Origin of the sequence: Vibrio sp. V38_P2S17PM301, from assembly GCF_009904845.1 — a bacterium.
GTDB lineage: Bacteria > Pseudomonadota > Gammaproteobacteria > Enterobacterales > Vibrionaceae > Vibrio > Vibrio proteolyticus.
In genome coordinates this window covers 47,064-65,809 of the sequence record NZ_WXWO01000042.1, presented here as the reverse complement: position 1 = coordinate 65,809, position 18,746 = coordinate 47,064, and the positions used below count along the sequence as shown (strand labels likewise).

Annotated in this window: 18 protein-coding genes; 13 read left to right on the top strand and 5 right to left on the bottom strand. The window is 51.8% G+C overall.

Annotation, left to right across the window (positions count from 1 at the left end; translation table 11 throughout):
• The 3 genes from CAG64_RS09645 to CAG64_RS09640 all read left to right on the top strand — a co-directional run.
• On the top strand, positions 1 to 198 hold a 198-nt coding region (locus tag CAG64_RS09645), incomplete at its 5' end, for a transketolase-like TK C-terminal-containing protein (protein WP_337247444.1).
• Between the two features lie 208 nt (positions 199 to 406).
• A complete protein-coding gene (locus CAG64_RS23615) occupies positions 407 to 607 on the top strand; it encodes a hypothetical protein (protein ID WP_021707313.1) in 201 nt (66 codons plus the stop codon).
• Positions 608 to 684: 77 nt separating this feature from the next.
• Entirely contained in the window at positions 685 to 2,331 is a 1,647-nt protein-coding gene (locus CAG64_RS09640; protein WP_161488564.1) for a diacylglycerol kinase family protein, read from the top strand.
• On the opposite strand, the gene CAG64_RS09635 is transcribed toward CAG64_RS09640, so the two are convergent.
• On the bottom strand, positions 2,328 to 3,680 hold the full coding sequence (locus tag CAG64_RS09635) for a sigma-54 interaction domain-containing protein (protein WP_161488565.1): 1,353 nt from the start codon (positions 3,678 to 3,680) through the stop codon (positions 2,328 to 2,330). The genes CAG64_RS09640 and CAG64_RS09635 overlap by 4 nt on opposite strands.
• Positions 3,681 to 3,836: 156 nt before the next feature.
• Here CAG64_RS09635 and CAG64_RS09630 point away from each other — a divergent pair, with 156 nt between their 5' ends.
• Together CAG64_RS09630 and CAG64_RS09625 are read left to right on the top strand one after the other, a co-directional pair.
• Positions 3,837 to 4,253 (top strand): hypothetical protein, encoded by a 417-nt coding sequence (locus tag CAG64_RS09630; protein ID WP_161488566.1) that lies wholly within the window; start codon positions 3,837 to 3,839, stop codon positions 4,251 to 4,253.
• Positions 4,254 to 4,425: 172 nt separating this feature from the next.
• Positions 4,426 to 4,980 carry a BON domain-containing protein gene (locus CAG64_RS09625; protein ID WP_161452211.1) on the top strand — a complete coding sequence of 185 codons (555 nt, stop codon included), beginning with the start codon at positions 4,426 to 4,428 and terminating at the stop codon, positions 4,978 to 4,980.
• Positions 4,981 to 5,056: 76 nt separating this feature from the next.
• Here CAG64_RS09625 and CAG64_RS09620 read toward each other — a convergent pair whose 3' ends face one another.
• The gene (locus tag CAG64_RS09620; protein WP_161488567.1) at positions 5,057 to 5,953 is read right to left on the bottom strand and encodes a LysR family transcriptional regulator; all 897 of its coding nucleotides are present in this window, start codon (positions 5,951 to 5,953) and stop codon (positions 5,057 to 5,059) included.
• Positions 5,954 to 6,089: 136 nt separating this feature from the next.
• Here CAG64_RS09620 and CAG64_RS09615 point away from each other — a divergent pair, with 136 nt between their 5' ends.
• The 5 genes from CAG64_RS09615 (at position 6,090) to mscS (ending at position 12,961) form a co-directional block, all read left to right on the top strand.
• The gene (locus tag CAG64_RS09615) at positions 6,090 to 8,045 is read left to right on the top strand and encodes a ligand-gated channel protein (protein ID WP_021707319.1); all 1,956 of its coding nucleotides are present in this window, start codon (positions 6,090 to 6,092) and stop codon (positions 8,043 to 8,045) included.
• 148 nt (positions 8,046 to 8,193) lie between these two features.
• On the top strand, positions 8,194 to 9,231 hold the full coding sequence (gene epd, locus CAG64_RS09610) for an erythrose-4-phosphate dehydrogenase (RefSeq protein ID WP_161488612.1): 1,038 nt from the start codon (positions 8,194 to 8,196) through the stop codon (positions 9,229 to 9,231).
• A gap of 142 nt (positions 9,232 to 9,373) precedes the next feature.
• On the top strand, positions 9,374 to 10,537 hold the full coding sequence (locus CAG64_RS09605) for a phosphoglycerate kinase (protein ID WP_161488568.1): 1,164 nt from the start codon (positions 9,374 to 9,376) through the stop codon (positions 10,535 to 10,537).
• A 155-nt stretch (positions 10,538 to 10,692) separates the two neighbouring features.
• Complete coding sequence (gene fbaA / locus CAG64_RS09600; protein ID WP_161488569.1) at positions 10,693 to 11,769, top strand: class II fructose-bisphosphate aldolase; 1,077 nt, start codon at positions 10,693 to 10,695, stop codon at positions 11,767 to 11,769.
• A 328-nt stretch (positions 11,770 to 12,097) separates the two neighbouring features.
• Positions 12,098 to 12,961, top strand: coding sequence for a small-conductance mechanosensitive channel MscS (gene mscS, locus CAG64_RS09595; protein WP_161488570.1), 864 nt, complete (start codon positions 12,098 to 12,100; stop codon positions 12,959 to 12,961).
• Positions 12,962 to 13,021: 60 nt separating this feature from the next.
• Here the strand turns inward: mscS and CAG64_RS09590 are convergent, their stop codons facing one another.
• Both CAG64_RS09590 and CAG64_RS09585 read right to left on the bottom strand, forming a co-directional pair.
• Positions 13,022 to 13,504 carry a YbaK/EbsC family protein gene (locus CAG64_RS09590; protein ID WP_161488571.1) on the bottom strand — a complete coding sequence of 161 codons (483 nt, stop codon included), beginning with the start codon at positions 13,502 to 13,504 and terminating at the stop codon, positions 13,022 to 13,024.
• Between the two features lies 1 nt (position 13,505).
• Entirely contained in the window at positions 13,506 to 14,138 is a 633-nt protein-coding gene (locus CAG64_RS09585; protein ID WP_021707325.1) for a LysE/ArgO family amino acid transporter, read from the bottom strand.
• 123 nt (positions 14,139 to 14,261) lie between these two features.
• Here CAG64_RS09585 and CAG64_RS09580 point away from each other — a divergent pair, with 123 nt between their 5' ends.
• The 3 genes from CAG64_RS09580 to CAG64_RS09570 all read left to right on the top strand — a co-directional run bounded on the left by CAG64_RS09580 (position 14,262) and on the right by CAG64_RS09570 (position 17,989).
• On the top strand, positions 14,262 to 15,158 hold the full coding sequence (locus CAG64_RS09580) for a LysR family transcriptional regulator ArgP (protein ID WP_161451906.1): 897 nt from the start codon (positions 14,262 to 14,264) through the stop codon (positions 15,156 to 15,158).
• A gap of 102 nt (positions 15,159 to 15,260) precedes the next feature.
• On the top strand, positions 15,261 to 15,959 hold the full coding sequence (locus tag CAG64_RS09575; protein ID WP_161488572.1) for an oxidative stress defense protein: 699 nt from the start codon (positions 15,261 to 15,263) through the stop codon (positions 15,957 to 15,959).
• A 146-nt stretch (positions 15,960 to 16,105) separates the two neighbouring features.
• The gene (locus CAG64_RS09570) at positions 16,106 to 17,989 is read left to right on the top strand and encodes a sensor domain-containing diguanylate cyclase (protein WP_161488573.1); all 1,884 of its coding nucleotides are present in this window, start codon (positions 16,106 to 16,108) and stop codon (positions 17,987 to 17,989) included.
• 26 nt (positions 17,990 to 18,015) lie between these two features.
• Here the strand turns inward: CAG64_RS09570 and CAG64_RS09565 are convergent, their stop codons facing one another.
• Positions 18,016 to 18,669, bottom strand: coding sequence for a GntR family transcriptional regulator (locus tag CAG64_RS09565; RefSeq protein WP_161488574.1), 654 nt, complete (start codon positions 18,667 to 18,669; stop codon positions 18,016 to 18,018).
• Between the last annotated feature and the right edge of the window lie 77 nt (positions 18,670 to 18,746).

The following is an 18,746-nucleotide window of genomic DNA, read 5'->3' as shown; positions in this document are numbered from 1 at the left end:
GTACTGCCATCAGACGTCACAGCACGCATCGCTATTGAAGCGGGTATCGCAGACTTCTGGTACAAGTATGTAGGCTTTGACGGTCGCATCATCGGCATGACCAGCTTCGGCGAATCTGCACCAGCAGGTGAGCTGTTCAAGATGTTTGGCTTCACCGCGGAAAACGTTGTCGATACGGCAAAGGAGCTGCTGGCGTAATCCGGTGACAAACACCATCATTGTCTAGAGGGCCAGTCGGCCCTCTTTTTTTTGCGTAAGTTTTTCCCATCGGTGTGAAATTCTTACCGCTTCGGATTTTAGATTTGTTTACTGATTTTTCTATATTACTGATTTTTAATGGTTAGTTTTGTTGGCACGGCTTTCGCTACCTTGTATTCAACCTCTTCTAATCACTAAGGAGCGTATGATGAAAAAGCGTAATCAAAAAGTATTGATCCCGATGCTAACTCTGATGCTGAGTGCTGGTCTGGTCGCGTGCAGCGACGACAACAGCGCCGAAGATGTCGGTGAGAAAATCGACCAGGCGGTGACGGACACCGGCAATGCTATCGAAGACAGTTGTGAAAACCTCAAAGAATCGGCCAACGCGCAAGACACGGATTGTTAAATATCCTGTGTGACTGGGCTCCCGCTATACTCAATACGTCTGGCGGGAGTGAATCTGATGGCAAAATGAGGTGAAGAATGCGGGTTGCAACGTATTACATGATGGGCTGTTTTGGCGCCTTAATTCTGAGTCTGCTTAGCCCTTGGTGGGGATTGAGCCTGGTGATGCTTTGGACGGCGTTGTCACTGGCGCTGGTGGCGTTGGCGTATTACAAAAACAATGGACGTATCTTTCGTAAAAACAGTGACGGCCGAATTCCGAAAGGGGTGCGGGTATTATTTTGGCCGTTTATGTTGGGGGTGTACGCGTACAACTATCTGGTGCGATCGCGCTCTTCTACGCCCAGCATTCAGCAAATCGAACCCGGGCTTTACCTCGCAGCGCGCCTGACCCCCGCAGATGTTGAGGCGTTGCATCAGTATGAAGTCAAAGCTGTACTGGATGTGACGGCCGAATTTGAAAGCCTCAATATGTCTTTGATGGGCGAGGGGATCGATTACCTCAACGTACCGGTCCTCGACCACGCCTACCCGGAATTTTCCACCTTGCTTCAGGCGGTGCGTTGGATCGAAGCTCAGCGCAAAAAACAACGCGCCGTGGTGGTGCACTGTGCGCTGGGTCGCGGCCGATCTGTGATGGTCATGGCCGCCTACTTGCTGGCTCGGTCACCGCAAAGCAGCATTGAGGAAGTGATGCAGCAGATCCAGTCGATCCGTCGCAGGGCACGGCTGAACTCAACGCAGTACCGGGCTCTGGAGCGTTACATTGCCAACCAGGAGTTTGGTCTGAGTAAACCCAAAGCGTGGCTGATTGCCAACCCGGTCTCCGGCGGCGGTAAATGGCCAGCGAACAAAGAGGGCATCATCGTAGCGTTGTCTCCGTATTTCTCTCTGGCGGTGCAAGAAACCAGTGAGCAAGTCTCGGCGGCACAGCTGGCCCGTCAGGCTTTACAAGCCAAGCCGGATCTGGTGATCGCTGCCGGGGGCGATGGTACGGTTAACGAGGTGGCGGCCGAGTTGGTCGGCAGCTCGGTACGCTTTGGGATACTGCCGCTTGGCACCGCCAACGCTTTATGTCATGCGATGTGGGGAATTCGTTCCAAACTGACGCCTCTGGCCACCGCCTGCGAAGCCATTATTCATGGCGATACCCGCATGATTGACGTCGCGACCTGTAATCAGCGGATTGCGTTATTGATTGTCGCGGTCGGCTTTGAGCAGCAGATGATCGAGTTTGCCAACCGGGAAGTGAAGAACAGCGATGGTCAGGTGGCGTATCTGAAAGGCTTTTTAAACGCGGTGACGAATGGCGACAGCATTACGCTCAAGGTCCGCTTTGATCAGGAAGAAGAGCAGACATTAGAGACACAGAGCATCGTGATCGCCAATGCAGCGCCGTTCAGTACCTTGCTGGCGCAGGGCAGTGGCGAGCCGGACATCAACGACGGCAAGCTGGACGTCACCTGGATCCCCAAAGCCGAATTGCCGGGCATGCACGTTCTGTCACTCACCGAACTGGCTGTGGCGGGGGTAACGTCGGAAAAATTGGGCAGTTTCACTGAGCACCGCCAGGTGGAATCGGTGCGCATTCAGCATCCTGACGGCCTCAAGTATGTGATTGATGGTGAACTGTTTGAGAGCCGTGTGCTTGATATTGCGGTGCGCCCGGACGCACTAAAAATCATGTCGCCCAGAGCACCGCAAAGCGGCGAGATCACCCTTTAACTTTTGGCCTGATAGCGTTCCAGTTTGTTGTACAGGGTTTTGACACTGATACCGAGATCGGACGCGGTCTCGGTTTTATTGCCTTGATTTTCTTGCAAGGTATTGAAAATGGCTGCCTTTTCAATCTCTTCCAGTGCGACGCCAGCAGGAATCGCGGCTTCCAGCTTCGACGGCGATTGCAGTGGCGGCGCATCGAACACCAGATGGTGTGACTCAATCTGTTGATCCGCCAGTATGTACGCCCGTTCAATACAGTGTTTCAGCTCACGGACATTCCCCGGCCAGTCGTGCGTCGCCAGCGCGTCAATGGCTTGAGGCGAGATGGCTTTACTTTGCTGCTCTTCGGCATTACGGTGGGCGAGAAAATGCTGCGCCAGACCGCTGATGTCATCGCCCCGCTCACGCAGTGGTGGTACATGGATTGGAAAATGCGCCAGGCGAAAATACAGATCTTCGCGAAAGCGTCCCTCTTCGATCGCTTGCTGAGGATCGCGGTTAGTGGCCGCCACGACCCGGACATTGGCGCGACAGCTTTGTTGGCTGCCCACCGGGCGGTATTCCCCGCTTTCCAGCACGCGCAACAGCTTGACCTGATGCTCCAGCGGCATTTCGGTCACCTCATCGAGAAACAGCGTACCGCCTTCGGCCTGACGAAAAACACCCGCGTGGGTTTTGTTGGCGCCGGTGAAGGCGCCTTTTTCGTGTCCGAACAGCTCACTGTCCACCAACTCCGGGCTGATCGCTCCGCAGTTGATGGCGATAAAAGGCTGCTGAGTTCGCGCGCTGGCAAGGTGAAGAGTATTGGCCACCAGTTCCTTACCCGCACCGCTTTCACCGACGATCAGCACGTTGGATTCGGTTTTCGCTACCCGGCGTAGTGTGCGATACAGGGTGTGCATTTCACGGGACGATCCGACCAGCAGACCAAATTGATCCAGCGGACTGGCCTGAACTGCGGCCGTTGGCGGACCAGATTGGTGCTGTTCAAAGTGGCGAGCTATGTCGCTCAGGGTATCATGCAGTAGTTCGTGATTGAGTGGGTGGCGAAAGTGGAACACACTGCCGCTCAACATTAATTGATCAATGTGCGGATTGGGAGTGCCGTCGCTGAGCAGGATCACGTCGGTGTCGGTGACTACGTGGGAGGCGGCCAGCTCGGTCAGTTCATTGGCCGAGAAATAACGGGTATCCAGTAGCGCCACGTCGGTATCAGCCTGCTCAAGCTGACTCAGCCAGTGTGTCTGGCCGTTTGCCTCGATAAGGGAAAATTGCGACAACACGCCGTTGCGGGTCAGGGCGTCAACATGCTGAGGATCGGAGAGTAACACGAACAAAGTAGGCAGAGACATGCACGGTTCCTTTGCGGTGAATGAACCTTCACTGTATGTAATCGGATGCATTCTCTCAAGCGGCGCGCTGTGTTTTTAACCGCAGTTTTACGTATAAGTTGGTATGAAGATTGTTTGTCATCTCAGAGTGAGAGAAATAACAGCCAGGAGGTGGAAGTGACTCAGGAGAACGAAAGCGTTGTTTCGCTGGCCGATGCTCATCAAGTGCGCTTGGTCATGGCGTGGTTGCAGGCCAGCCTCAACCACGCCAGAGTGCAGTGGCACGCTACCACGCACAACCACAGTCTGCAGCGCTCATTGGCGAGACTGATGAGCCTGAAGCGTCAGGCCATCCGTGCGCTGGGCAAAGAGTTGGGAGGCTGCCAGCCAGTGTATCTGGTGACGCCGCACACACCGTCGCACCGCGAGGGAATGCCGGCGTTGATGGAACAAAACCGGCTACTGATTCGCCGAGCGCGTCAGGTCAGTAAAACCTTGCAAGATAAGAGACTGATTCACTTGGTGTCGTATTGGATTGCGGCGTTGCAGATGGAAGTGGAAACCGCAGCACTGACTTGGCGACGTTTGCGCTGAGCGCGTATAAAAGTTACCTCCGGACAGGAATTTTTTTCATAGCGCGGCGAGCAATGTGGTTTAAGTTTTGTTTTAAGTTGTTGACTTATAATGCATTTCTTGATTGGCACACCTTTGGCATAGATACAAATGAACATTTTATATTTGTATGACCAGACCAGAGGAGACGAACATGAAATTTTCAACGTTAACTCAAGCGCTTATTCTGACTCTTGGCGTGAGTGCCTTCAGTGCCAGCGCGGCGGACAGCAATCAGTGGAAAGACAGTGCGCAGGATGGCTGGATCGACGGTAAAGCCGAGGCGACGCTGCTGTTTAATGGCAATCTGAACAGCTTTGATATCAATACCGATGTGAAACAAGGGGTGGTGTATCTGACCGGTAATGTGGACAGTGATGTCGACAAACGCCTGGCCGGTGAGCTGGTGCGCAACATAGATGGGGTAAAAAAGGTCGACAACCAACTGACGGTAATGGATGAGAAGCAGCAGAGCAGTGATCTGAAACAGGATCTGGTGGACTCAAAAATTGCCACCGTAGTCAAAACTTCCTTGTTGCTCGAGCCGGATGTGAACGGTTCGGACATCAATGTTGATGTTGAGCAGGGTGTGGTTACCCTCAAAGGGGAAGTGGAATCGGACGCTATGCGTCAGCTCGCATTGCTGCTGGCGAAGCATACCGATGACGTGAAAAAGGTCGATGATCAGCTCAACGTGGTCACCCAGTAATCATTCCAATCGTTGCCGCAGCACACGTTGCGGACACAACACGAAAGGCGCTCTTAGAGCGCCTTTTTTATGCGCGTTACCCTTTGCACCAGCACAGCGGAACCTGCTGTTGTAGGGTGTCCAGTAACACCGACAGACGCAATGGGTGGCGACCTGCCGGGGTATAGCAGGTGATAGCGACCGGTTCGGACAACCAGCTGTCGAGACAAGGAACGATGCGTCCCGGATGGTGGCGCTGGTAACCCTGCACGGTCCAGGTAGGCAGCAGGCCAATGCCGTGTCCGTTGGCGATCGCATCAATCTGCAACGCCACGTTGTCGCTGTGCAGGCGGCTGGAGAGCGGCTCGAGCTTAAACTCGCCGTGCTCACTGTGGTGAAGCGTCAACTCACGCTCGCGCAGGCAACCGAAATCGATCCATGGGTGACGATGCAATTCCTGAGGAGACGTCAACTGGCCATGCTGACGCAGATACTCCGGCGATGCGTAAGGCGCATAGCGCCAGTAACCCAGTGTTTCTTCGCGCCATTCGAGTGAGGGGCAAGGCCCGACCCACAGCACCAGATCCGGCTCATTATGGGTGCTGTTTACATCGCTGCTCAAGCGGATTTTGACGTCCGGATTCTCACTCAGGAACTGATTGAGTACGCCACTGAGCCAACTGCGCACTAAAGCGGCGTGACACACGATGTGCAGTTGTCCGGAGATTTTGTTGTTCAACCCCTGCAGCGCATCCTGACTCTCATCGGCCAGCTCCAGCATCTGCCGGCTGTAACGGGCGAAGATTTTGCCGGCTTTGGTCAGTACCAGCCGGTTGCCTTGCCGGGCGGTCAATGCCTGACCGACGTCTTCTTCTAATTGCGCCAAACGGCGGCTGATGGTCGATTTCGGTTGATTCAGAGCTTTGGCTGCCGACGTCAGACTTTTGTGCTGGTTGAGCGCATCAAAAGCCCGGATAGCCGCGAGGTCATGCATCTTTTACTCCTCATGCTGTGCAGTGACCAAGTTCCATTTATGGGAAGAGTCATTCCATAACTCTGTCTATGCATCGCTGTCTATTTGTGAATAATCGTTTCGAAAATAATAATCATTATCAATAATGGAGTTCAAGATGTCCACTATTAAACTGCCGGCCGCAGGTTCTGCCGGCATGTTGGCTCTGTTGGCCATTCCTCAGGTCCACGCCGATTCTGCAACCAAACCCGAAACTGTGGTGGTAACCGCTTCCGGTTTCGAACAAAGTCAGGCCGATGCTCCGGCCAGTATCAGCGTGGTAACGCGCGAAGAGCTTGAGTCCCGTTACTACCGTGATATTACCGACGCACTGAAGAGCGTGCCGGGTGTGGTGGTGACTGGCGGTGGAGATACCACTGACATCAGCATCCGCGGGATGGGGTCGAAATACACCCTGATCCTGGTGGACGGCAAACGTCAGAGTACCCGCGAAACGCGTCCGAACAGCGACGGCCCGGGTATTGAGCAGGGGTGGCTGCCACCGTTGCAGGCGATTGAACGTATCGAAGTCATCCGTGGCCCGATGTCGACACTCTACGGTTCGGACGCGATCGGTGGTGTGATCAACATTATTACGCGCAAAGACAGCCAAAGCTGGAACGGTAATATCCAGCTCGGAACGGTGATCCAGGAAGACCGCAAATCGGGTAACGAACAGAGCGCTAATTTCTATTTGAACGGCCCGCTTTCTGACGCTCTGTCGCTCCAAGTTTACGGCCAGTATACCCAGCGTAACGAGGACGATATTCCTCACGGCTATGAAGACAAAAGCCTGCAGAGCCTGACGTCGAAACTGACTTATCATTTGAATGACCGTCATTCGTTCCAGTTAGAAGGCGGGACGTCGGCGCAGGATCGCCGCGGCAATGTGGGTCATTCGGTTCCGACCAGCGGTTGTCGCGGTGAGTGTGAAGACAGCGAAAATGAATACCGTCGTAACTATGTGGCTCTGAGCCACAGCGGTGACTGGCAGGAATGGGGGTATTCGGAAACTTACCTGCAGCGTGAAGACAGCCGCAATAAGTCGCGTAAGATGGAGATTGAGAACACCACCTTTAAATCCAGCCTGGTGACGACCCTGTCATCCCATGTGCTGACGACCGGTATCGAAGCCACGCACGCTAAACTCAATGATGAGACTTCAAATGAAGCATCCAGCCAGTCGAAAATTTCGAACAGCCAGTGGGCGTTGTTTGTGGAAGACGAGTGGACCATCATTGATCCGTTCAGCCTGACGTTAGGCGGACGTGTCGATCATGATGAAAACTACGGCACGCACTTTAGTCCGCGTGCATACGGTGTGTGGAGTATCGATTCTGACTGGACGCTCAAGGGTGGCGTAGCGACCGGTTTCCGTTCACCGCAGCTGCGTGAAATAGCACCAGGCTGGGCGCAGGTCAGCCGTGGCGGCAACATTTACGGTAACCCGGATCTGGAGCCGGAAAAATCGATCAATAAAGAGATCAGCCTGATGTATCAGGGGGAATACGGGATTGATGCGTCACTGACCTTGTTCCACAACGACTTCAAAGACAAGATCACTCGCGTGGTATGTCCGGCATCGGTCTGTACCGACGGCGCCAACGAGTGGGGCTCGGATCCAACTTACCGCATCAACGTGGATGAAGCGGTGACACAAGGGGTGGAAGCGACGTTTGCGATGCCACTGACGGAGACGGTTTATCTGAGCACCAGCTACACCTACACCGATTCTGAACAGAAAACCGGTGAATACAAAGGTCAGCCACTGCAACAATTGCCGAAGCACCTGTTCAATGCCGATCTGAGCTGGCAGGCGACTGCCAAGCTGGAGAGCTGGGCGAAGCTGACCTACCGTGGCAAAGAGATGGATCCGACCACCGGACCCTCGTCGGGTAGCCTGATTGAGCCGGCGTACACGTTTGTGGATACCGGTGTGACGTACCGTCTGACGCACAACACCACGTTGAAAGCGGCGATCTACAACCTGTTTGATGAAGAGATCAGCTACGAAGAGTACGGGTACATTGAAGATGGCCGTCGTTACTGGCTGGGTCTGGATGTCGCGTTCTGAGCACTGAGGCTCGATCACGGAACTGAACACAGGCCGGAATGTATTCCGGCCTGTTTTGCGTTGGTCTGTTCACTCATTCAACGGATGCGCTTTGGTCTGGTATCGGTTAGTATCTGGGGCACGAAAATGATGTAGAGCGATGGAAGTGATGCTGAAAATAGCGATCAATGGATTTGGGCGCATCGGTCGCAACGTGTTGCGTGCGGTGTACGAAAGCGGTAAGAGTCAGCAGATAAAAGTGGTCGCCGTGAATGAACTGGCGCAACCCGACGCGATGGCGCATCTGCTTCAGTATGACACCAGCCACGGCCGTTTCGGCAAGAAAATTTCCAATGATCAGGAACACATCTATGTTCATCATGACAGTGGTGAATTCGATTCGATCCGCATTCTGCACCTGAGCGATATTGAACTGTTGCCGTGGCGTGATCTTGACGTCGACATTGTCCTCGACTGTACCGGCGTCTTCGGCGCTCAAGCGGATGGTCAGGCCCATATTGCCGCTGGTGCGCGTAAGGTGTTGTTTTCCCATCCGGGCGCCAGCGATCTCGACAACACCATTATCTATGGGGTGAACCACGATACGCTGCAAGCGACGCACAAAGTGGTGTCCGCTGGATCTTGTACCACCAACTGCATTGTCCCCATCATCAAAGCGCTCGATGACGCGTTTGGCATTGATTCCGGGACCATCACCACGATTCACTCGTCCATGAATGATCAGCAGGTCATTGATGCATACCATACCGACTTACGCCGTACCCGGGCAGCCAGCCAGTCCATTATTCCTGTAGACACCAAGTTGCATAAAGGAATTGAAAGAATCTTCCCGAAATTTTCCAACAAGTTTGAGGCTATTTCGGTGCGGGTGCCCACAGTCAATGTCACTGCCATGGATTTAAGCGTCACAATTAATACAAATGTGAAAGTTAATGACGTAAATCAAACCATAGTTGACGCTTCTCAGTGTACATTACACGGCATTGTTGACTATACTGAAGCTCCGCTTGTTTCCATCGATTTTAACCATGATCCGCACAGCGCGATCGTCGACGGTACCCAGACCCGGGTCAGTAATGGCCGACTGGTGAAAATGCTGGTCTGGTGTGATAACGAATGGGGCTTTGCGAACCGCATGCTGGACACAGCGCTCGCAATGCAGGCCTCAGAAAATCCGAGTGACTGAGGCGTGGAGAAATATTTATTTTTAACCTTGAAATAAATAAGCCGTATCTCCATATCAAAAGTAGTTTGAAGAATTTACAAGTTCGGCAGGGTGGCCGGGCTTTCCAAAAACTTTAATTATTTATTATTTGAGAGGACACAACATGTCTGTAATCAAGATGACTGACCTGGATCTTGCAGGTAAACGCGTATTCATCCGTGCTGATCTAAACGTGCCAGTAAAAGAAGGCAAAGTGACGTCAGATGCTCGTATCATCGCATCACTGCCAACGATCAAGCACTGTCTGGAAGCGGGCGCGAAAGTAATGGTGACGTCTCACCTGGGTCGCCCAACGGAAGGTGAATACGCAGAAGAGTTCTCTCTACAGCCTGTTGTGAACTACCTGAACGACGCTCTGAACTGCGACGTGAAACTGGCGAAAGACTATCTGGATGGTCTGGAACTGAACGCGGGTGAACTGGTCGTTCTGGAAAACGTTCGCTTCAACAAAGGCGAAAAGAAAAACGAAGAAGAGCTGTCTAAGAAATACGCAGCCCTGTGTGACGTATTTGTGATGGATGCATTCGGTACGGCTCACCGCGCTCAGGCATCGACTCACGGTGTCGGTATGTTTGCGCCTATTGCTTGTGCAGGTCCTCTGCTGGCGAACGAACTGGATGCACTGGGCAAAGCGATGGACAACCCAGCACGCCCAATGGTGGCTATCGTTGGTGGCTCTAAAGTGTCAACCAAACTGACGGTGCTTGAGTCACTGTCTAAAATCGCTGACCAACTGGTTGTTGGCGGTGGTATCGCCAACACGTTCATTGCCGCTGCCGGCCACAACGTTGGTAAGTCTCTGTACGAAGCCGACCTGGTGGATACCGCGAAGAAACTGATGGAAGAGTGTGCCATTCCAGTTGCCACTGACGTAGCGTGTGCCAAAGCGTTCGATGAAAACGCAGAAGCTGAAATCAAACACGTTTCTGAAGTGCAAGACGACGACATGATCTTCGACCTTGGCCCAGACTCAACCGCCGCTTTGGCTGAAATCCTGAAAGGTGCGAAAACCATTCTGTGGAATGGCCCGGTTGGCGTATTCGAGTTCAAGAACTTCGAAGCCGGTACCAAAGGCATTTCTGAAGCGATCGCCGCTTCTGAAGGTTTCTCTGTTGCTGGTGGCGGTGACACGCTGGCTGCGATTGACAAGTTCGGCATCAAAGCGGACGTGTCTTACATCTCGACTGGTGGCGGTGCGTTCCTTGAGTTTGTTGAAGGTAAAGTACTGCCAGCAGTAGAAATGCTGGAAGCACGCGCTAAAGCGTAATGAATCAATGAAAGCGGGGGAAATCTCCCGCTTTCTTGTTTGCTGCACGCAGGGGGCTTCTCTGCTAGAATAGCCCTAGTTGTGAGCAAACGTTTGCAAGAATTTAAACTTAACAAGTTTTATTTTTAAAACGACAGATAAATAGGACTCTATCCATGTCTAAGATCTTCGACTTCGTAAAACCAGGTGTTATCTCTGGTGATGACGTTCAGAAAGTATTTGAAGTTGCTAAAGAGAACAACTTTGCACTTCCAGCGGTTAACTGTGTAGGTACTGACTCTGTAAACGCAGTACTAGAAGCAGCAGCGAAAGTTAAAGCACCAGTTATCGTTCAGTTCTCTAACGGTGGCGCAGCTTTCTTCGCTGGTAAAGGTCTAAAACTTGAAGGTCAAGAAGCACAAATTCTGGGTGCAGTAGCGGGTGCAAAATTCGTTCATACTGTGGCTGAAGCTTACGGCGTGCCTGTTATCCTGCACACTGACCACGCAGCGAAGAAACTGCTGCCTTGGATCGACGGCCTGCTGGATGCTGGTGAAGAGTACTTCGCGCAAACTGGTAAGCCACTGTTCTCTTCTCACATGATCGACCTGTCTGAAGAGTCTCTGGAAGAAAACATCGAGATCTCAGCTAAGTACCTAGAGCGCATGGCGAAAATGAACATGACTCTGGAAATCGAACTGGGTTGTACTGGTGGTGAAGAAGACGGCGTAGACAACTCTCACATGGACGCGTCTGAGCTGTACACTTCTCCAGAAGACGTAGCTTACGCGTACGAGAAACTGAACGCGATCAGCCACCGTTTCACTATCGCAGCGTCTTTCGGTAACGTTCACGGCGTTTACAAGCCAGGTAACGTGGTTCTGACTCCAACTATCCTGCGTGATTCTCAAGCGTACGTTTCTGAGAAATTCGGTCTGCCAGCGAACTCTCTGAACTTCGTGTTCCACGGTGGTTCAGGCTCTTCTTTGGAAGAGATCCGTGAGTCTATCTCTTACGGTGTTATCAAAATGAACATCGACACTGATACTCAGTGGGCAACTTGGGATGGTATCCGTCAGTACGAAGCGGACAACCACGATTACCTGCAAGGCCAAATCGGTAACCCAACCGGTGAAGATGCGCCAAACAAGAAATACTACGATCCACGCGTATGGCTGCGTGCGGGTCAGGCGTCTATGGTTAAGCGTCTGGAGCAAGCGTTCGCAGACCTTAACGCGGTTGACGTACTGTAAGGCGTTGACTTAACGCATTCAAAGCCCGCGGTAACGCGGGCTTTTTTGTGCCTGTGATATACCAAATATGCAAAAAATCACACTTAAAGCTCGCCACGCTATGGCGAAATGGAAAAACATTTCTTACTCTTGTAACACGTGCGAACTAGACTCGGTCGAAATGTCTTGATTTACAACTCTTTGCAAAATTCTTACTTTGCAAAACGTCACTTTTAAGATATCGTGCCAAAATTCTGACGCATGTTTGGCAAACTGATCATTTGCTCGCCCATTCCCTGGGTGTATTGCAGCACATTTAATAAAAATTCTATTGTTAGAGGATACGTATATGGCAGGGGAATCTGCGGAGGTTCAAACTCCACTTATTGATGGTTTGGCAAGTGCTGAATCATGGCTGACAAATAACTCTGATCTGCTGATCCAGTACGGAGTTAATATCATTTCTGCACTGCTGATCCTGTTTATCGGTAACCTGATTGTGAAAGCAGTGGCGGGCAGTGTCTCTAAAGTCCTGAAGAAAAAAGACATGGATCCGGCTGTTGTCGAGTTTGTACATGGCCTGGTTCGTTACCTGCTATTTGTGATCGTACTGATCGCGGCATTGGGTCGTGTTGGCGTACAAACTGCTTCCGTGGTTGCGGTTATCGGTGCGGCAGGTCTGGCCGTTGGTCTGGCCCTGCAAGGTTCCTTGTCTAACTTTGCGGCGGGCGTACTGATTGTCGCTTTCCGTCCGTTTAAATCTGGCGACTACGTTGAAGTCGCTGGTGTGGCGGGCTCGGTGGATTCTATCCAGATTTTCCAAACGATCCTCAAAACACCAGACAACAAGATGATTGTTCTGCCAAACTCTGCCGTTATTGGTGGTGCAATCACCAACTATTCTCGCTACGACACTCGTCGTGTTGATTTCCTGATTGGTGTGTCTTACAACGCGGACCTGAAAAAGACCAAACAAGTGCTGCGTGAAGTGGTTGAAAGTGACCCTCGCGTTCTGAAAGATCCCGCAGTGAATGTCTCTGTGCATGCGCTGGCGGATTCTTCCGTGAATCTGGTAGTACGTCCTTGGGTAAACAGCGCAGATTACTGGGCAGTGTACTGGGACCTGACTCAAGCGATGAAAGAAGCGCTGGACGAAAACGGTATCGAAATTCCATTCCCGCAAATGGACGTTCATCTGAACAAAGTCGACTAAATAGACGATGCATTAAAAAGCGAGGCTCCGGCCTCGCTTTTTTTATCTCTTTAGCACACGTTATATTTCATACAGTGGGTTTGGCAGCGCCTGTAAGACGTTGGCCAGTTCGGCACCGGAAATGCCAAAGGTCATGTCCGGATAGCCGGGGGTATAAAGCACCTGCGGATGCTGGTAGAGACGGGTATCGACGATCACGCTGACCTGTTCTGGCATCCCAAATGGACACACAGCACCAGGCACACAGCCGAGCTCGCGGGTCATTTCGTCATCGCTGCAGATGGATGGACGCTTGCCCGTTGCGGCCTTGATGGCTTTGGTGTCGAGTCGCGAGTCTTTGTCGGTCAGATACAAGGCGTAATCACCGCCTTTAAGTTTAAGAAACAGGCTTTTGCTGTGCGTGCCACTCCAGCCCAATTCTCTGGCTACCCGCTCATCCGTGACAAAGTCCAGAATGGGTTCATGCTGCCATTGTGCATATCGGATGTTGAGCTGTGTCAGCAAACCAACGTTGCTTTGATAGATCTTTTCCAGTGATGACATATTAACCCCAATATTGCGTAATCAACTCTTGGCTGAGTGAGGCGGCGATAAGCAGCATCATACCCGCCACCGCCAGATCAATTCCTTGCTTCACTCGCGGTTTTGATAATGTCGGCCCGAGTTTGGCGGCACCGATCGACAGGCTGTAGAACCAGACAAACGACGCGATGATGGTGCCAAGCGCAAACGCGATTCGATCATGCCCTGCAAATTGTCCGCCGATTGAGCCGAGAATCACCACGGTATCGAGATAGAGGTGCGGATTTAACACCGTTACTGCCAGAGCGCCGAGAATGACGGTGCGCCGTCCTCTGGCCATCGCTTCCGACGGGCTCGTATCGTTGCCGCCTGAACTGAAAGCACTTTTTAGTGACAAGCCGGCATAGAGGGTAAGAAACGCAATGCCGCCGAGCGTCACCAGAGTCAGCAGGGTTTCATTCTGCGATAACAAGGCACCACCACCGAATATACCGAGAGAAATAAAGAACATGTCCAGTACGCTACAAACGGTGGCTGTGGTCAAATGATGGTGGCGATTAATCCCTTGATTGAGCACATACGCATTTTGCGCGCCGATAGGAATAATCATGGTTGCTCCTAAGCCAAACCCTTGTAACATCAACCAAAAATTCACTTTTTTCTCCTTTCATCATGGTCTTTGTTGTGAATGCCTGCCACCTTAAACCGGATATCTTTATAAGTATAATTAATGATTTTAATCTATTATAAGTTTGTCTAATTTTATGGGAGCAGGGCCATGCGCGGGTTGGATTACAAATGGATAGAAGCGTTAGAGTCGGTGATCACGCAGGGCAGCTTTGAGCGAGCTGCCGATAGTCTGTATATCTCGCAATCGGCGGTCTCACAGCGTCTTAAGCAACTGGAAAAGTTTCTCGCTCAGCCAGTGTTGATTCGCGAGCAGCCGCCAAGAGCCACGCCGGTGGGAAAAAAGCTGCTTGGCCTCTATCATCGCATCCAGTTGTTAGAGAGTGAACTGATGCCGGAATTGACCAATCAGGAGCATGAGCGGCCGCTACCTGTGTCGATTGCAACCAATGCAGACAGTCTGGCGACCTGGTTGCTACCGGCACTGTCGCCAGTGATGAAACAGCGTCATGTCGAGTTGCATCTGGTGGTGCATGGTGAAGCCCGCACCATTGAAAAGCTGAAAAATGGCGAAGTAACAGGGGCCATCAGTCTGGAAGCAAACGCGTTGCCGGGTTGCAATGCGGTGTACCTTGGCCGGATGGACTATGTGTGCGTCGCCAGTCCGGAATTCTGTCATCGCTACTTTCAAGCGGGGGTGAATCGGGAGACGTTACGCCGGGCGCCGGCGGTGTCGTTTGATCAGCACGACGATCTGCATCATCAGTTTCTCAACCAGCACTTTAATTTGTCGCCAGATTGCGTCACCAACCATAGAGTGGCCAGCTCAGAAGCGTTTGTGAAACTGGCGTTGTCCGGGGCGGCGTATTGCCTGATCCCCAAATTGCAGATTCTGGATGAGTTGCAAAGCGGCGCGCTGGTGGATTTGATCCCGGGCTTTTTGATCCCTTACCGGATTTACTGGCATCACTGGCAACTGGAAACCGGGATCCTGCAAACCATCTCGGAAGCGATCACCGGCTACGCAGCGCAGATTTTACCCAGATAGACGTCGGTCAAAGTTGTGTCAGATCGTCGTTTAAAAGCTAGTCAATCCGGAGTAAAAAACTATGATGTATGGGAATCAGTTAGATAAGGTGAACGTATAACTATGAAGATGGTATCTCGCTTTGTACTTGTGATCTCCGGATTGTTCAGTGCGGTAGCGTTGGCGGAAGCGCCAAGCTTTCCCCATCTGGTGACCACAGGTTATGGAGAAATTGTAGCCAAACCGGACATGGCCGAGTTTTCGGTGCGAGTGGTGGAGTCCACTATGACCGCAGAGCAGGCGAAGCAGGCAGTCGATAAAACGGTCGACAGCTATCTCAAAAGTCTCGCCGATCTGGGGGTGAAGCCCGAGAGCATCAGCAGCTCGAATCTGTATCTCGCACCTCAGTACCACTATCCAAAATCGGGTAAGCCGGAGTTGGTGGGCTATCGAGCGTCGCGCAATATCACCGTGACCGTCGATGATCTGGCCAATTTAAATCAATATTTGGATCTGGCACTGAGTGACGGCGTTAACCAAGTGGATCAGATCAAACTCAAAGTGCGCGATGAGAGCAAATATCAGGCTCAGGCGCGTCAGGCGGCGATTAAAGATGCCATGAACAAAGCCGCGTCTTTGGCGCAGGGCTTTGATAAAAAACTTGGTGATATCTGGCGCATCGATTACAACACGCCGAATGTCCAGCCTGTGCTGATGCGCTCAATGGCGATGGATTCCGCGCGCAAAGAATCGAACTCGTACCAAGACTCGACACTGGTGATCCATGACCGTGTCGACGTAATTTATAAATTAAAAGATTAACTTCTTACCGGGTACGATTTAACCCTACAGTTTTTGCTGGAATGAGAACCCACTATCAGTTTTGACGATTGATAGTGGGTTTAATTTAGACACCGATTCCAAGTAGTATAATCTTTTCCGTTTTTGCTGGAAGAGACGATAGCGTAATGAAGTACACCAAAATCGCAGCCTATTTGCTGGTGACGTGTTTTGTTTTCGCCGTCATTGTTTCCGCCTACTACTATCATCGTTACCTGACACTGCAACACAGCGTGGTGGAAAAAACCGCCCAGGACGCCCTCAATCAACTGACGTACAGTGAACGGGAATACGACACCCTCAAAGGGCAGTTGCGCTCGACGGTCAAACTGCTGGCCAACAGTCAAAGCATGTTTGATTACGCGATTTTACCCAATACTGAGCACCGCCAGGTGCTGGAGAATATTTGGGAGTCGGTGGCCACCAGTCAGAAATGGTATAAGCAGATTCGCTACATCAGTCGAGCCGGAAAAGAGCTGATCGATGTGGGCTACACCCGCAACCCCGGACATTCTTTTGTGCGCAATGCACTTCAGAATAAAGCCTCCCGTGATTACTTCAAATATGCTCAGTCGCTGGAAGCCGGTGAGGTGGCGCTTTGGGGGATTGATCTGGAAACCCACGACGGGGAATTGGTCGTGCCCTATACGCCGGGGTTGCGTCTGATTTCTCCGGTTACAGTATTGGGGAAACGCATGAGCTATCTGGTGCTCAATGTGGATGTGAGCTATCTATTTTCACGCATGAACTACTCCCCGGACAGCGACTTCAATCCGGAATTGCTGAATCAGCAAGGCTACTACCTGTCGAGTGACAACAAGAGCAAGTTGTTTGGTCATATCCTGAGCGAGCGTCAGCAGTACAATGTCGCCAACCTGTTTCCCGCCGTGTGGCAAAAGATGCAACAGCAGCCCTACGGCTACGCCAGGGAGCAGGGCGGGATCATCGCGTTTCGTCGGATTGAGCTGGTGCCGGGAAACAGCATGTATCTGATGGCGCATGTTGATCGGCAACAGATCCTGCAACGCCATGCGCGTGACTTTGACGACTTATTGCAAGAAGCGATTTTTGTCTTGATGATGGTGCTGTTTTTTGCGCTGCCCATCGCTTCGGTAGGGTTGCATTACCACCGGCGTAACATTGAAAGCCAGCTTGCCCGTGCCGCACTGAGCGGCATGTCCGCCGTGATGATTTCTGACGCGCACCACAGTGTCATTATGACCAACGATGCGTTTACCAAACTGACCGGACGTACACAGAAACAGGTGCAGGGCCGCAATGCGCTCAAAGTGTTGTTTGGTGAAAAGCGGTTGGAGTCGATGCTGAAAATTGTTGACCGGGTTGGTCAAGAGCGCCGCTGGGAAGGTGAAGTGGAGTTCGATATCAACGATCAACCAGGGCCGGTGACGGCCATCATGCGGGTTCAGGCGGTGTTGTCGGAAAACGGCAAAATCAGCTATTACATCACCTCGCTGGTCGATATTTCCGATCGCAAAGCGCTTGAGTTTCAGCTACGTGAACTGAGTGAGAAAGATGAACTGACCAAGTTGTGGAACCGACGTAAGTTTGAAAATGAGCTTAAGCGCCACGCTTTGATGGTGGAGCGTTACCCGGAACGCAATCGGGTGTGCTTAGCATTGATCGACATCGATCATTTCAAGCGCATCAATGATCAAAAAGGGCACGATGAAGGCGATCGAGTGATCCGAGCGGTTGCAGAGGTCATGACAGACACGCTGCGTCAAACCGACTTTATTGCCCGGATTGGTGGTGAGGAGTTTGCGGTGATCATGCCGCACACCACGCTTGAAGAAGCTGAATCCGCATTAAACAGGCTCCGTATTGCGGTTGAGCTGGATGCGCGCATTAACACCACCATCAGCGCCGGGTTTACCGATCTGACTCACGATAATACTCGTTGTTACAAATGGGCCGATGTAGCGCTGTATGACGCCAAAGCGTCAGGCCGCAATCAGGTCGCGTACTGTTTGAGCAGCGAAGAGGTGGCGTAAAAGTACAGTTTGATTGCTCTGGAGGTTCAAGCGAGATCGAGCGCGCGCTCCAACTGCTGTTTATGATCAGTCAGTTGTTGCTCAAACAGAGCGGTCGCTTGTTCGGTGTCTTTGGCCAGTGCGGATTTCATCAAACGCTCATGGGTGTCGATATCGAGTCGGGGAGTGAAATGACGCTGATGCATGGCGTACGATTGATAGCGTTTAACCTGATTAAACGTCTGATTGAAAAACTCACACAACCGCTGCGCGCCCGCACCATCCAGCAGAGAGTGGTGAAATACCTGGCGGCGGTCTTCAAGGGAATGCCAGTCCTCATCGCTGTGGTTTTGCAAGCGGGACAAATGGTGGAAAGCGGTCAGTACTTCCAGCTCCCAGCTTTCATCGCCGTGTTGAATCGATTTGGCGAGCAAAATGCGCGATAGCACACTCAAAGTATCGAATAAGTCGCTCAGGTCGTTTTTGCAGATCGGGGCCACCCAGCAGCCTTTTTGGGGTTCTAGTGTGACGTACCTGGACCAGGACAGCTGGACCAGCGCTTCCCGGATCGGTGATGCCCCCACACAATAACGCTCCTTTAAATCGGCAACGACCAGCTTTTGTCCTGGTTTCAGTTTACCAGCCAGAATGTCCGTACGGATGATTTTTGCGATTTTGTCAGCTAACGTCGGGCTGGGCATACCGGCATTCCTCAAAATAAACGGTAAGTTAATGGTATGAGGTACTTATAAATATTTTTAATGATATAGCGTTCTGA

Coding starts and splice junctions, on each gene's coding strand:
- CAG64_RS09590 (WP_161488571.1), bottom strand. CDS start 13,504: ATGTCATCACTGGAAAAGATCTATCAAAGCAACGTTGGTTTGCTGACA.
- CAG64_RS09635 (WP_161488565.1), bottom strand. CDS start 3,680: ATGTCTCTGCCTACTTTGTTCGTGTTACTCTCCGATCCTCAGCATGTT.
- CAG64_RS09620 (WP_161488567.1), bottom strand. CDS start 5,953: ATGCATGACCTCGCGGCTATCCGGGCTTTTGATGCGCTCAACCAGCAC.
- CAG64_RS09615 (WP_021707319.1), top strand. CDS start 6,090: ATGTCCACTATTAAACTGCCGGCCGCAGGTTCTGCCGGCATGTTGGCT.
- CAG64_RS09605 (WP_161488568.1), top strand. CDS start 9,374: ATGTCTGTAATCAAGATGACTGACCTGGATCTTGCAGGTAAACGCGTA.
- fbaA (WP_161488569.1), top strand. CDS start 10,693: ATGTCTAAGATCTTCGACTTCGTAAAACCAGGTGTTATCTCTGGTGAT.
- CAG64_RS09575 (WP_161488572.1), top strand. CDS start 15,261: ATGAAGATGGTATCTCGCTTTGTACTTGTGATCTCCGGATTGTTCAGT.
- CAG64_RS09565 (WP_161488574.1), bottom strand. CDS start 18,669: ATGCCCAGCCCGACGTTAGCTGACAAAATCGCAAAAATCATCCGTACG.
- CAG64_RS23615 (WP_021707313.1), top strand. CDS start 407: ATGAAAAAGCGTAATCAAAAAGTATTGATCCCGATGCTAACTCTGATG.
- CAG64_RS09570 (WP_161488573.1), top strand. CDS start 16,106: ATGAAGTACACCAAAATCGCAGCCTATTTGCTGGTGACGTGTTTTGTT.
- CAG64_RS09580 (WP_161451906.1), top strand. CDS start 14,262: ATGCGCGGGTTGGATTACAAATGGATAGAAGCGTTAGAGTCGGTGATC.
- CAG64_RS09625 (WP_161452211.1), top strand. CDS start 4,426: ATGAAATTTTCAACGTTAACTCAAGCGCTTATTCTGACTCTTGGCGTG.
- CAG64_RS09640 (WP_161488564.1), top strand. CDS start 685: ATGCGGGTTGCAACGTATTACATGATGGGCTGTTTTGGCGCCTTAATT.
- epd (WP_161488612.1), top strand. CDS start 8,194: ATGCTGAAAATAGCGATCAATGGATTTGGGCGCATCGGTCGCAACGTG.
- mscS (WP_161488570.1), top strand. CDS start 12,098: ATGGCAGGGGAATCTGCGGAGGTTCAAACTCCACTTATTGATGGTTTG.